A 13625-nucleotide genomic window follows, 5' to 3' on the forward strand; every position below is an offset into this window, starting at 1 on the left:
TCCGTGGAGATTCCTGGAGAGGGTGGAGGAGACACATGTTTGAGCGGTTCACTGACCGGGCCCGACGCGTTGTCGTGCTCGCGCAGGACGAAGCGAAATTGCTGAACCACAACTACATCGGCACCGAGCACCTCCTGCTTGGTCTCATCCACGAGGGCGAAGGCGTCGCCGCCAAGGCCCTGGAGCAGATGGGCATCTCGCTGGAAGCCGTGCGCGAGGAGGTGGAAGAGGTCATCGGCCACGGCCAGACCCCGCCCACCGGACACGTGCCGTTCACCCCGCGCGCCAAGAAGGTTCTGGAGCTGTCGCTGCGCGAAGCGCTCCAGATGAACCATTCCTACATCGGTACTGAGCACATCCTGCTGGGTCTGGTCCGTGAGGGCGAGGGCGTGGCGGCTTCGGTGCTGATCAAGCTGGGCGCCGACCTGAACCGCGTGCGCAACACGGTGTTGCAGCTGCTGAGCGGCTACCAGGGCAAGGAGGCCGCGACCTCCGGTGCCCCCGAGGGCAGCGCGACCCCACAGTCGGGCACCGTGCTCGACCAGTTCGGGCGCAACCTCACCCAGCTCGCGCGCGAGAACAAGCTCGACCCGGTCATCGGGCGCGAGAAGGAGATTGAGCGCGTCATGGTCGTGCTCTCCCGACGCACCAAGAACAACCCGGTGCTGATCGGTGAGCCCGGCGTCGGCAAGTCGGCCTGCGTGGAGGGCCTGGCCCAGGCGATCGTCAAGGGCGAGGTACCCGAGACCCTGCGCGACAAGCAGATCTACACCCTCGACCTGGGTGCGCTGGTCGCCGGCTCTCGCTACCGCGGTGACTTCGAGGAGCGCCTGAAGAAGGTGCTCAAGGAGATCAAGCAGCGTGGGGACATCATGCTGTTCATCGACGAGATCCACACTCTGGTGGGTGCGGGTGCCGCTGAGGGCGCCATCGATGCCGCCAGTATCCTGAAGCCGATGCTGGCCCGCGGTGAGCTGCAGACCATCGGTGCGACCACGCTCGATGAGTATCGCAAGAACATCGAGAAGGACGCCGCCCTGGAGCGCCGTTTCCAGCCCATCCAGGTGGCCGAGCCGTCGGTGGCCCTCACCATCGACATCCTCAAGGGCTTGCGAGACCGCTACGAGGCGCACCACCGCATCACCGTCACTGACGAGGCACTGTCGGCCGCGGCCAACCTGGCCGACCGCTACATCCAGGACCGCTTCCTGCCCGACAAGGCCATCGACCTGGTGGACGAGGCGGGTGCTCGGCTGCGTATCAAGCGCATGACCGCCCCGCCGGACCTGCGCGAGTTCGACGAGAAGATCGCGGCCGTCCGCCTGGAGAAGGAAGCTGCGATCGACGCCCAGGACTTCGAGCGTGCCGCCAGCCTGCGTGATGACGAGCAGAAGCTGCTCGCCGAGCGTGAGGGCAAGGAGGCCGAATGGCGTGCGGGCGATACTGCCAGCGACGCTGTCGTCGGCGAGGAGGAGATCGCCGAGGTCCTCTCCGGTGCCACCGGCATCCCGGTCTTCAAGCTGACCGAGGAGGAGTCCGCTCGGCTGCTCCGCATGGAGGAGGGGCTGGGCAAGCGCTATATCGGCCAGCACGATGCGGTCAAGGCGCTCTCGCGCTCGATCCGCCGTACCCGCGCCGGGTTGAAGGACCCCAAGCGCCCCTCGGGCTCGTTCATCTTCGCCGGACCCTCGGGCGTCGGCAAGACCGAGCTCACCAAGGCGCTCACCGAGTTCCTCTTCGGTGATGAGGACGCCCTGATCACCCTGGACATGTCCGAGTACTCCGAGAAGCACACCGCCTCGCGGATGTTCGGCTCGCCTCCCGGCTACGTCGGCTACGAGGAGGGCGGCCAGCTCACCGAGAAGGTGCGCCGCAAGCCCTTCAGCGTGATCTTGTTCGACGAGATCGAGAAGGCGCACCCGGACATCTTCAACTCGCTGCTGCAGATCCTGGACGAGGGTCGTCTGACCGACGCCCAGGGCCGCGTGGTCGACTTCAAGAACACGGTGATCGTCATGACCACCAACCTTGGGTCGCGTGACATCTCCAAGTCGGTCAACCTGGGCTTCAGCCGTCAGGGTGACGAGACCTCGAGCTACGAGCGGATGAAGGCGAAGGTGGCAGATGAGCTCAAGCAGCACTTCCGTCCCGAGTTCCTCAACCGTGTCGACGAGATCGTGGTCTTCCACCAGCTGACCCAGGCCGACATCGAGAACATCGTCGACCTGATGGTGGCCCAGATCGAGGCCCGCATGAAGGACAAGGACATGGGTGTCGAGCTGACTCCGGCTGCCAAGTCGCTGGTCGCCAAGCGCGGCTTCGACCCGGTGCTGGGTGCTCGTCCGCTGCGTCGCGCACTCCAGCGCGATGTGGAGGACATGTTGGCCGAGAAGATCCTCTTCGGCGAGATCAAGCCGGGCCAGGTCGTCGTGGTCGATGTGGCCGAAGAGGGTGCGGAGAACCCGTTCACCTTCACCGGCACCCCGAAGTCCGAGGTGCCCGACGACGTGGCCGAGCTGGAGCAGGCCCAGTGACCTGCTGAGTCGTCTGGTCTGAACGCGCGAACGGCGCCGGAGTGATCTCCGGCGCCGTTCGGTGTTCTGGATCGACCCCGCCGCCCCGCGCCCCTTCTCGCTACTACGCGCCGTAAACAGACACTCGGACCGCCGACGTCGACGGTCCGAGTGCGGAACCGCGGCGCGTAGTAGCGCCGGGGGGTGCGCAGTGGAATCAGATGCCGCGGCGCACAGCGAAGACGCCGCCGTGGTTGATGACAGCCCATGCGTTCTTGGTGACCGGGTCCACACCGTAGGTGCCCAGCTCGTAACCCGGACGCCAGGCGCCCTTGACAAACGTGGCCCTGCCGCCGAAGTTCCCGTCGACGGCGTGACCCAGCGGCCGTCGTCAGTGCGCGTGGCCAGGCCGTAATCGCCGTTGGCGCGGAAACCGCGGGGCGTCCCCGACATCTGGAGCACGAACACGTCAGACTCGTCGGTCTCGTCAGCGTTGGGCCACAGTCCCTCCAGGGCCGGGTCGTTCAGCTGCAGGTTGTCGGCCATGCCGAACAGGTACAGGCGAGCCGAGTCGTCCCCCTGGCCGGCGGCCTCCCAACCGGTCACAACACGCTTGCTCATCGGACGCGCGGCGTAGTCCGCCTTGGTGGACTTGTTCGTGCCGGCCAGAATCGCAGCGGTGGTGCCGCGGAACGAATCCCGCACGGAGGTGTAGCTCTCGCCCTGGCCGATGAGGAAGTCCGCACCGTTCAGTGAGTAGCCCCACTGCTCACGCCAGAACCAGCCGGTCTCCGGGGGAGTGGTCTTGAGGCTGACATTGGCGTAGTCCTGACCGGTGCTCATCGAGTAGAAATCGATCCACAGGCGGGGACCATCGACGGTCACGATGTAGTGGGTCACCGTCCACAGCTCCTGGGAGATCACGGTCTCGTCCGGGCCGGCAGCGTAGGTGTCCGCATTCGCGGGACGCCTGGGCACGTAGAACTTGTAGCTGTCCGAGCCGGCGATGAGCTGCTCCACCTCGCTCTTGCCGTCAGGGGAGGTGATCAGGGAACGGTGGTGGACGTGGTCGTGGCCGCCGATCACCAGCGGGACATTGCCGCGGTCCATGATCGAGATGAAGCGGTTGTAGGCCTCGAGGTTCTGGCCGGGGTTCGACCCGAAGAGGGTGTCGACGTGGTTCTGGCCGATCAGGTTCTTGTGGGCGAAGACCAGGCAGTGCATGCCGGCGGGACGGTTGATGACACGGTCCTCGATCCAGTCCAGCTGGTCGACGATGTTGGTGTTGGTGCTGCCGGAGCCGTCGGGACGGGTGAACTGGTCCAGCATGATGACGCGGAGGTTCTTGTTGTCGAAGGAGTAGGACAGGCCCTTGAGCAACTCAGAGGGGAAGGAGAAGTTGGTGGCGCCAGCCAGCACCCCACCCATTCCGGTCGCCTGCGGGAACAGGACAGGCAGTTCGCGGGCGGCCGTCGCCGAGGCCTCATGGTTGCCGCGGAGGGTGAAGAACCCGATCCCCGCGTCGTAGAGCGGCGCCGCAGCCTCAGCCTTGAACGGCAGGGTGCGAACGGTGGGCTGGTTGTTGTAGGTGTCGTTCTCGACATCCACGTTGTCCCCGACCTGGATCACGAACCTGACGTCCTTGGCGATGAACTCCTTGTTCACCAACTTCTGGATGCCGGCGGCGGTGCTGCCGGGGTTCTGGCCGTCCAGGTTGGCCTTCCACTGGGTGTCGGACATGAGGCCGAAGGTCAGGTGACCTTGACGTGAATCGACAGGAGTCGTCAGACGTCGCGCGAATCCGTCTCGTTGTTGCGACGCGCCGCTCGGTTGCCCAGGGCACTGAGAGCGTCCACGACTTTGCGCGCCGCGCCGGACTCGCCCATCCGCCGACGCGCCTCGCGTCCCTCGACGGTCTCGGGGGACGTGCCATCGGGCAGCAGTCGGTTCGCGACCCCCATCAGGCGGGTGGTGGTCGCCGGCGCCAGCCCACGGAAGCGCGTGGCAGCCCAGGTGAGCGGGGTGAGCGACACCAGGGGACGCCCCTCGAGCAGGCCGCGAACCATTTTCGCGGCCGCGCGGTCGGCGTCCATCGAGAGCCCGGGCAGGGACGCCGAGGGGGCGAACCAGGCGTACTCCTTCTCCACGTCACCGGAGAACTCCGCGCGCAGGTGCGAGCCGGTTCGCATCAGGCCGGGCACGATCGTGGTGGCGGTGACACCGGTGCCGGCCAGCGAGGCAGCCAAGCCATCAGAGAACCCGACGGCACCGAACTTCGCCGTGGCGTAGGGAAGCAGGTGCGGCGGGGAGACCATACCCCCCACCGAGGTGACCGTCCCGATGCGGCCCCGGCCGCGTTCCTTCATGGCGGGCAGCACCTGCCAGGCCACGTTGATCGGCCCCATCAGCATGGTGGCGATGGCGTCGTCGAAGTGTTCGAGAGTGATGGCTTCTGCGGGGGCAACCTGGATGATGCCGGCCACTGTCAGGCACACCTCGATCGGCCCAACCTCGGATTCGATGCGCTGCAGCACCTCACCGACCTGTTCGCGGTTGCGGACATCGCAGACCATGCTGATGACCTCACCGGAGGTCTCGACGCGCAACTGCTCGGCCGCCTCCTCGAGGGTCTGCTGATCGCGGGAGGTGATCACCACCCGGTAGCCGTGTTCGAGGAGTTCACGGGCACACTGCAGCCCCAGGCCACGGGAGGCGCCGAAGACCGCTGCCACTCCGCCGTGCGCCTCCCGGGCAGGGTTGGTGGTCACGGTTTCAGAACCACCTTCATGCAACCGTCGGACTTGGTCTGGAACATCTTGTAGGCGTCGGGCGCTTCGCTGAGCGGGACGCGGTGGGTCGCGAGGGACTCCACGTCGAGCACGTCGGCTCCCTCGTTGAGGATGCTGAACAGCTCGGGGGTCCAGCGCTTCACGTGGCACTGGCCCATCCTCAGGGTCAGGCCCTTGTCGAACATGGTCATCATGGGCATCGGGTCTGCCATGCCGCCGTAGACGCCGCTGATGGACACGGTCCCGCCTCGGCGGGCGAGGTCCACGGCCAGGTGCAGCGCGGACAGGCGGTCGATGCCGGCCTTCTCCATGGCGGTGCGAGCGATGGGCTTGGGCAGGTGGACGGTGGCGCTGATCATCTTCTTCGAAACCGGGTTGCCATGGGCTTCCATCCCCACGGCCTCCAGTACGGAGTCAGCTCCGCGTCCGTCGGTGAGGTCCTTGACGGCGGCCTCCACATCGCCCACTTCAGCGACGTTGAGAACCTGCGCCCCGTGCCGCCTGGCGGCGTCCAATCGTTCGGGGACCAGGTCCAGGCCGATGATGTTCTGGACGCCCTGGTGCTTGGCGGCTCGGACGGCGAGCTGCCCGACCGGGCCCAGGCCGATGACAGCCAGGGTGCCGCCCTGGGGGACGTCGGCGTAGACCAGCCCCTGCCAGGCGGTGGGGAGAATGTCGGAGAGGTAGAGGAAGCGCTCGTCGCTACCCTCTTGCGGGAGCTTGACCGGCCCGAAGTCCGCGTGCGGGACCCGGACGTACTCGGCCTGCCCGCCGGGTACGGCGCCGTAGAGGCTGGTGTACCCGAACAGGGAGGCGCCCTTGCCCTGCTCCACATTCTGCGTGGTTTCGCACTGGGAGTAGAGCTGTCGCTCGCACATCCAGCAGTGCCCACAGGAGATGGTGAACGGGACGACCACGCGATCGCCGGGCTGGAGGTTGGAGACCTCGGAACCCACCTGCTCGACGATGCCCATGAACTCGTGCCCCAGGATGTCGCCAGGTGTGAGGTAGGGCGCGAGAACGCTGTACAGGTGGAGGTCGGAACCGCAGATGGCGGTGGAGGTGACCTTGATGATCGCATCCGTGGGTTCCTGGATGCGAGGGTCCGGGACCTCGGTGATCTTGACGTCTTCGATGCCCTGCCATGTGAGTGCCTTCATGGACCAAGGGTAGGCAGACCATTGCCGTGGGCGCTGCCGTCGGAGAATGTTCACACCCTGCGGGGTGACGTGGGTGACGGTTACCGTGGGGGCATGCCCGCCTTCGCGTATCGGACGCCTGCCGCGCTTCGCGGGCTGGTGGCGTCCTGTGTGGGCTACGACTTCAGGACGCCCCCGGGCCTGGTGCACCACGGCCTTCCCTCGACCGCGCTGACCATGATCATCTCGTTCGATGAGCCGCTCGACTGTGGCTGGGATGAGCGCGAGCGCGACCGGTTCTGGATGCTGGTCGGTGGCTTGCACCTGCGGCCTGCGCAGATTCGGACCCTTGGACGCCAGCACGGCATCCAGTTGTCGCTGACGCCGCTGGGGGCACGGGTTCTCCTGGGGGTGCCAGCATCCGAGCTGGCGCATCAGCTTGTTCACCACTCGGAACTCGGGGTGAGGCTGGGTGGAGACCTCCAGGATCGCATGGTGATGGCACCATGGCCCGAGCGATTCCGGCTGCTCGACTGCCATCTGCTGGGCGTCACCGGGAACTCCCGATTCGCGCTCGATCCATCGCTCACGGAGGCCTGGCGCCTGCTCACGAACGGGGCAGGCGGGGAACGTGTCGATGATGTGGCACGGCGAGTTGGATGGTCGCGGCGCCAGCTGTCGAGCAGGTTCGCGAGCGAGTTCGGCGTCAGCCCGAAGCAGGTAGCGCGGTTGGCGCGGTTCGAACAGGCCTCGCAGATGGTCAAGTCCGGGCGTCCGCTGGCGGAGGTGGCTCGGCATGCTGGCTACAGCGACCAACCCCACATGAATCGCGAATTCAGAGAGCTCGCCGGGTTGACCCCCACCGGTGTGGCCGAAGACTTCCCAATCGTTCAAGACCCCCCGGTATGAGGCGGGGCACAGTGGTGCCATGACCACACCACAGCTGTACCACTGCCTCCGTTACACCGACGCCGCCAAGGCCATCGAGTTCCTCAGTGCGGTCGGATTCGAGGAGCGTCTGGTCGTGCGTGATGAGACTGACCCATCGATCGTGGTGCATGCCCAGTTCCAGTGGCGCGACAACGGCGGCCTCATGTTCGGCTCGATCCGCGGGGACGTCAAGGACGACGTGTTCCGGCCGGGTGTCGGGGTCGCGAACATCGTCGTCGAGTCCGATGAGGCGGTGGACGCCCTTGTCGAGCGTGCTCTCGAGGCCGGCGCGACGCTTGCCCAGGAGCCGATGAACCCTCCGCACGGTGGTCGGATGGCCGGCGTCAAGGACTTCGACGGGAACTACTGGAACATCGACTCCTACCCGGGAGTCTGAGCCTGCTCCTAAGCTGGGCGGCATGACTCGCCCCATTGCCCTCGTCACCGGAGCCACCCGCGGGATCGGCCGCGCCGTCGTCGACATCCTGGCTCCCGACCACCACGTCCTGGTCGGGGGACGCGATGCCGCGGCGGTCGATGAGATCGTCACCCAGCTCCCGTCGGGCGCCCCGTTCGTGGCGGACCTGACCGACGCGGACGCAGTGGCGTCCGCCTGTGAGGGGATTGATCGGCTGGACGTGGTGGTGCACTCCGCTGGCGTCGAGATGGGCGGGGAGCAGGCCGACCTCAGCCGCGAGGACTGGGGGCGGGTGCTGGAGCTCAACGTGATCGCGCTGGCCGATCTGAATCGTCAGCTCACTCCGGCACTGCGCGCGGCGAAGGGGCTGGTGGTCGCCATCAACTCGGGATCCGGCTTCACCTCGCGAGCCGGGGGAGGGGCCTATGCGGCGTCCAAGTTCGCACTGCGGGCCTGGACCGATGCGCTGCGCGAGGAGGAGCGCGAGCACGGCGTCCGGGTGAGCTCGGTGCATCCCGGTCGGGTGGACACCGAGATGCAGCAGCGGATCCAGAACCTGGGCGATGACTACGACGGTTCGCTCTACCTGCGTCCGGAGTCGGTCGCGAAGGCGGTGAGGTTCGTCGTCGACGCGACCGAGGATGCGGTGGTCGAGGAGGTCTCGATCCGTCCTCGGGGCTGACTCTGCCTGTCGAGGCCCACAGGAGGCCTCTGGGCACGTGGTCGTCAGGTGTGCACGCGATCGATTGCACACCAGACGGATTCCTGGATCTCTGCCACACGCAAACCAACCCATCTTTGTCAGCCCTACCTGCAATGACAGGGAGGGCTGACAAAGATGGGTTGGTTTACGTGGGAGCGCCAGGGTCAGACCTACTCCGGGTGCGCTATGACCAGTTCCGCAGCAGCCGACATCAGCGAGTCCGGCAAGTTCGTCCGTTCGCCCTTCACCGCGCCCCGTACCACCTGCTCCCGCAGCGCCGTGACCGTCCGCAGCGGGTCAGTCTCGGACGCCACGATCCGCTGGATGTGCGACTTGTGCGCCGCCGCGGTCTGCGCCCGCTCCAGCCACTCCCCGGTGCGTCGCTGGACCTCGTTCGACCCGGGACGCAGCGGTTCGGGCGCGGTCCAGACCAGCTCCTCGTCGACAGCGGCAGTACCGAGCTCGACCACGAGCGCACCGGTCGCGGCATCACGCGAACCCACCGAGCTCTCGACAAGCCCGCCCAGGAAGCGTGCCCGCCAGGTTCGCCTCTCAGGGAGTACTGACGGCTCACCCGCGGCAGCAGAGACGACCAGGCGACCAGCAGCGTCGTCCCACTGCATCCGCGTCCGAGCGACAGCTGGCTCCAGGGCGCCATCGTCCTCGAGCAGTTCGTACTCGCCATCGGCTCCGAGCACCACCCACAGCTCGACGACCTCCGGCAGCTCCGAAGCCCGGGTCCCTGCTCCAGCGTGCGGGATGATCGTCCCTTCCTGCGCCAGCACGGGCACAGAATCCAGCGGACGGTGCATTGTCAGCGTCCGGTCGCCGTCGTACCTGACGCCAGTGAGCAGGTCGACCCACTGCCCCTCCGGCAGCCAGACCTTCACCGCACCCATCCGCGTATCGGCGTCCACTGGCGTCGTCACCGGAGCCACGAGCAGCCCACGCCCCAGCCAGTACTCGTTGTCGATGTCGTAGGAGTGGGGGTTTTCACCATGCGTGTGGTACATCGGACGCACGATCGGCAGCCCGGTCGCCCATTCGGTGTACAGGTAGGGCACCAGCTCATGCCGCCAGCGCAGGAAGCGCCCCATGATCTCGGCCACCTCGGGGGAGAACTTCCACGGTTCCTTCCCCAGGAACGGGTCGTCGGTGGAGTGCAGGCGATTGATCGGTGACAGGACGCCAAACTGCAGCCAACGCAGCGCCAGTTCGTCATTGCGCTCACCGAAGGCGTGCCCTCCGATGTCGTGGCTCCAGATGCCGTAGCCGATGTTGGCCGCCGCGGCCGTGAACCACGGCTGGAAATCCAGGCTCGCCCAGGTCGCGATCGTGTCCCCGCTGAACCCGACCGGGTACCGGTGCGAGCCCGGGCCGCAGTAACGCGACAGGATCAGCGGCCGCTTGCCACGCCGCTCCATGTCCTGCACGTGGAGGTGGTTGAGCAGCCACAGCGGGTCCAGCCCGGTGCTGCTGGTGGTGCCCTGCTGCCAGTCGATCCACCAGAAGTCGACGCCCTGGTCCTCCAGTGGGTGGTGCACTCCCTCGAAATAGGCCTTGATGAACTGGGGGTCGTTCAGGTCGAAGTCGACCGGCAGTTCCAGCTCGGGGTCGCGGCCCATGATCTCGCAGACCCGCGCGTAGGAATCCTCGAAGGCCCGGATGCCATCAGCCGGGTGCACATTCAGCGTCACCGCCAGCCCGCGCTCGTGCAGCCCGCGCAGGAAGGCCTCCGGGTCCGGGAACAGCGTCCGATTCCACGTGTAGCCGGTCCACCCGTTCCCGAACCGCCGATCGACCTCGGTGATGTGCCAGTCCATGTCGATGACGGCCACGCTGAAGGGCAGGTCCTCGGCGGCGAAGCGATCCACCAGCTCCAGGTAGCCCTCCTGGGTGTACTTGTGGAAGCGGCTCCACCAGTTCCCGAAGGCATAGCGGGGGATCAGCGGTGGGGGAGTGGTCAACCGGTAGAAGTCCTGGATCGTGGCCCCATGGTCATTGCCGTGGGTGAACACGTAGACGTCCAGACGGCGCGGGCTCGGGGGGTGCATCACGCCATCGCTGCCCATCACGAAGGATCGTGAATCGTCCAGCACGGAGATCCCCAGCCGGCTGCACAACCCGTCATCGACCGGGCAGGACCCATCGATCGTGTCCAGGGTGCGCGTGGTGCCGCCGAGGTTGGTGCGATGTCCGCTCAGCTCGTCGAATTTGTTCTCCATGGGCATGCCATAGCGCCACACCGAGTGGTAGCTGTTGCGCGCCCGCACCGACAGACCGCTCGCGCTCGGCTCCTTGCCGTCCCAGTCGAACTGGAAGGTCTCGGTGATGACCTGCACCGCGTCCCCTCGCCGAGCGACCGCCACCGACACCGGCTCCATGGGACGCTGCGCGACCACTTGGGTCGGCTCGTCCACCAGTCCTCCGTCCGGGTCCCATTCGAAGCGCATCAGCTGGGGCCCCAGCACGCTCACCCGCCAGTGGTCACCGGCAATGATCTGGTCACACTCGTGACGCGATTCGTCAGGCATGGAAAAAACCTCCAGGGGGACGCGATGGGCGGGCCAGTCATCAACCCTATGCCCCGGATCGCGACGCCACAGGTGGGGCGCCGCTTCCGTCAGTGGCGGGTCGTCGATAGCCTGCCCCCATGGCGAAGATCCTGCTGACCACCCCTCCCGAAGTCTCCGACGAGATCCTGGCCCCCGACCTACGAACCCGTCTGGAGTCCCTGGGCGAGGTCGACCAGCTCGAGGGCCGACAGCTCCCCGACGACTTCGCTGACACCTGGGACGTGCTCGTGACCGGCTGGGGAACTCCCTGCGTCCCGGCTGTCAGCGGCACCACCCTGCGACTGATCGCGCACAGTGCTGGCACCATGCGCGGAATCATCGATCCCGACCTCATCGCATCCGGGCAGATCGCAGTGAGCCAGGCCGGCAGCGACCCGATGGCTCGAGCAGTCGCCGAACACGCGCTCGCCTCAACCCTCGTGATGCTGCGCGAACTCCACACCTATGACCGCGGGATGCAGTCCACCCGCGACTGGGCCACCAGTCGTCAGCCGGCGCTCTCGACCGCGATCCACACCCAGCGCCATGGCCTGATCGGACTGAGCCGCACCGGTCAGTGGCATGCGCGCATGCTCAAGGGCCTGGGCGTGCGTGAGGTGGTCGCCTTCGACCCCTACTTCCCCCCGGACGCCGCCCGCGAGCTGGGGGTTGAGCTCGTCTCCCTCTCGGACGCGATGAGCAACCCGGTGGTGGCGGTCCACGCCCCGGTCACCGAGGAGACGCGCCGGATGATCGGCCCCGGCCAGCTTGACCTGATGCCTGAGGGTGGTCTGTTCGTCAACACGGCGCGGTCGGCGGTCATCTGCATGGACGCTCTGGAGGAGCGACTCGTGCAGGGTCGTCTGCGGGCGGCCCTGGACGTCTTCGAGGAGGAGCCGCTGCCGAGCGACTACGTCCTGTTCGGCCTGCCCAATGTCATGCTGACCCCGCATGTCGCCGGCGCCACCGTCGATGCGCGGCACGAGATGGGGGAGGCCGTCGTTGACGAGGTCGAGCGTTTCCTCAACGGTCAGCCGTTGCAGTTCCAGGTCGACCCGGCGCGGGCGCACCAGCTCAGCTGAGACCCGCCGGGCGTCGCGGATGCCTCAGACGAACGAGAACGCAGCTGTCATGAGCAGGAACGTGGCCAGCTGCGTCACCTCGATGATCGAGCCGAAGGTGTCACCGGTCATCCCGCCCAGACGCCTGGCCAGATGGCCCCGCCAGGCCCACCCCACCGCCCCACTCAGGGCGCCCGCCACCAGGACGTAGCCTGCTGCGTTGCTGCCCAGCAGCCACCAGCCCGCGCTCCCCCACAGCGCCGCCACCAGGATCCATTCCAGCCAGACCACCCAGACCGGGACCACTCCGGCAAACAGGGAGCCGAAGCCTCCCGGACGGGCGGAGGAGTTCCGCTCGCTGCAGGCGCCCACGATGATCACTCGTCCCGTCACCGCGCCGAGCGCGATCGCGCACATCGCCCACGACCGGGGAAGCGCAGCCAACGCTGCGACATCGACCAGCAGCACCATCACCAGGGTGACCACGCCCATCGGTCCAACGTCGGAACGCTTCATGATCGCCAGCGCCTGCGCTGCCGGCTTGCGCGACCCCAGGCCGTCGGCGGTGTCGGCCAGGCCATCCAGGTGCAGGCCGCCAGTCAGCAGCGCAAGCACGGCCACCGCCAGCACGGCCCCCAACAGCTCTGAACGCGCGGAACCCACACAGTATGCGCCCGCAGCCAGCGCCCCGACCACAGCACCCACCAGCGGGAACGCGCCCATCGTGCGCCGCGCCAGGCCCGGGTCAATCTCGGACACTGCCGGCACGGGAATGACGGTGAACATCCCCAGCGCCGTCCCGAAGCCAGACCTCCACCGCGCCATCTCAGCCGACTCCCATCTCAGCGATTCCCCTCTCAACCCACTCTCTGGGCCAACCCGGCGACGCACCACCACACCTCGCGGGAGGCGGACGCGACGCGGGCATTCAGGCGTCCCAGTTCGTCGCGGTACAACCGCCCAGACGCCGTCGCCGGCACCACACCCGAGCCCACTTCGTTGCTCACCACCAGCACTTCGCGTTCGGTCGTGGCGACCGCAGCCAGCAGCTCCGCCACCCGCTGCTCGATCTCGGGACGCCAGGAGTCATCGTTCCGCTCGCACTTCTGCCAGGCGTCCGCCTCGTCGAGCACGCGTGAGAGCCAGACCGACAGGCAGTCCACCAGCACCGAAGCTTCGTCCCCGCTGCTGAGCACGGAGGCCAGGTCCAGCGTCTCGATGGTCGTCCAGTTGCCGGGGCGCCGCTCGCGGTGGACCCGAACGCGCTCCAACCACTCGGCGTCCTGCCCGTAGTCAGAGGTGGCGACGTACTCCACGCGCTCCCGGTCGGCGAGCTGCAGCTCTGCCCAGTGCGACTTGCCCGACCGCGCCCCGCCCAGCACCAGGCACACGCCCGGGCCCGGCCGATGGTCCATCGACTGCACCTGCCCGCGGTCAGCCAGTTCGCCCAGCAGCTGCTGTGCCCGTGCATCCTGCTCCTCCACTCGGACGCGGTACTCACGCACGACTCGACCTCC

The 13625-nt window shown here is 67.2% G+C and carries 10 protein-coding genes and 1 pseudogene; 5 read left to right on the forward strand and 6 right to left on the reverse strand.

What is annotated here, in order from left to right; translation table 11 throughout:
- The first annotated feature begins 35 nt into the window (after nt 1-35).
- Nucleotides 36-2534 carry an ATP-dependent Clp protease ATP-binding subunit gene (locus tag M3G03_RS03445; RefSeq protein ID WP_259808108.1) on the forward strand — a complete coding sequence of 833 codons (2499 nt, stop codon included), beginning with the start codon at nt 36-38 and terminating at the stop codon, nt 2532-2534.
- A 1101-nt stretch (nt 2535-3635) separates the two neighbouring features.
- Here the strand turns inward: M3G03_RS03445 and M3G03_RS12900 are convergent.
- The 3 genes and pseudogenes from M3G03_RS12900 to M3G03_RS03460 form a co-directional block, all read right to left on the reverse strand.
- Nucleotides 3636-4253: pseudogene (locus M3G03_RS12900) on the reverse strand (metallophosphoesterase family protein); the annotation flags it as partial.
- A gap of 44 nt (nt 4254-4297) precedes the next feature.
- A complete protein-coding gene (locus M3G03_RS03455) occupies nt 4298-5281 on the reverse strand; it encodes an SDR family oxidoreductase (RefSeq protein WP_259808112.1) in 984 nt (327 codons plus the stop codon).
- Nucleotides 5278-6462, reverse strand: a complete 1185-nt coding sequence (locus tag M3G03_RS03460; RefSeq protein WP_259808113.1) for a zinc-dependent alcohol dehydrogenase — start codon at nt 6460-6462, stop codon at nt 5278-5280. The genes M3G03_RS03455 and M3G03_RS03460 overlap by 4 nt, the downstream gene beginning before the upstream one ends.
- 93 nt (nt 6463-6555) lie before the next feature.
- Between M3G03_RS03460 and M3G03_RS03465 the strand changes: the two genes are divergently transcribed.
- From M3G03_RS03465 to M3G03_RS03475, 3 genes are read left to right on the forward strand one after another with little or no spacing between them, the layout of a single operon-like run.
- Nucleotides 6556-7350: a helix-turn-helix transcriptional regulator gene (locus M3G03_RS03465; RefSeq protein ID WP_259808115.1), complete on the forward strand. Its 795-nt coding sequence runs from the start codon at nt 6556-6558 to the stop codon at nt 7348-7350.
- A 19-nt stretch (nt 7351-7369) separates the two neighbouring features.
- Nucleotides 7370-7768, forward strand: coding sequence for a VOC family protein (locus M3G03_RS03470; protein ID WP_259808116.1), 399 nt, complete (start codon nt 7370-7372; stop codon nt 7766-7768).
- Nucleotides 7769-7790: 22 nt separating this feature from the next.
- On the forward strand, nt 7791-8471 hold the full coding sequence (locus tag M3G03_RS03475; protein WP_259808117.1) for an SDR family oxidoreductase: 681 nt from the start codon (nt 7791-7793) through the stop codon (nt 8469-8471).
- Nucleotides 8472-8662: 191 nt separating this feature from the next.
- Here the strand turns inward: M3G03_RS03475 and M3G03_RS03480 are convergent, their stop codons facing one another.
- Entirely contained in the window at nt 8663-11026 is a 2364-nt protein-coding gene (locus M3G03_RS03480) for a TIM-barrel domain-containing protein (RefSeq protein WP_259808118.1), read from the reverse strand.
- Nucleotides 11027-11145: 119 nt separating this feature from the next.
- Here M3G03_RS03480 and M3G03_RS03485 point away from each other — a divergent pair, with 119 nt between their 5' ends.
- A complete protein-coding gene (locus tag M3G03_RS03485; protein WP_259808119.1) occupies nt 11146-12129 on the forward strand; it encodes a hydroxyacid dehydrogenase in 984 nt (327 codons plus the stop codon).
- Nucleotides 12130-12153: 24 nt separating this feature from the next.
- On the opposite strand, the gene cobS is transcribed toward M3G03_RS03485, so the two are convergent.
- Together cobS and cobU are read right to left on the reverse strand one after the other, a co-directional pair.
- The gene (gene cobS / locus M3G03_RS03490) at nt 12154-12933 is read right to left on the reverse strand and encodes an adenosylcobinamide-GDP ribazoletransferase (RefSeq protein WP_259808120.1); all 780 of its coding nucleotides are present in this window, start codon (nt 12931-12933) and stop codon (nt 12154-12156) included.
- Between the two features lie 32 nt (nt 12934-12965).
- Nucleotides 12966-13613, reverse strand: a complete 648-nt coding sequence (cobU, locus tag M3G03_RS03495) for a bifunctional adenosylcobinamide kinase/adenosylcobinamide-phosphate guanylyltransferase (protein ID WP_259808121.1) — start codon at nt 13611-13613, stop codon at nt 12966-12968.
- Nucleotides 13614-13625 lie beyond the last annotated feature (12 nt).

Source organism: Aestuariimicrobium sp. p3-SID1156, from assembly GCF_025144225.1.
Classification (GTDB): domain Bacteria; phylum Actinomycetota; class Actinomycetes; order Propionibacteriales; family Propionibacteriaceae; genus Aestuariimicrobium.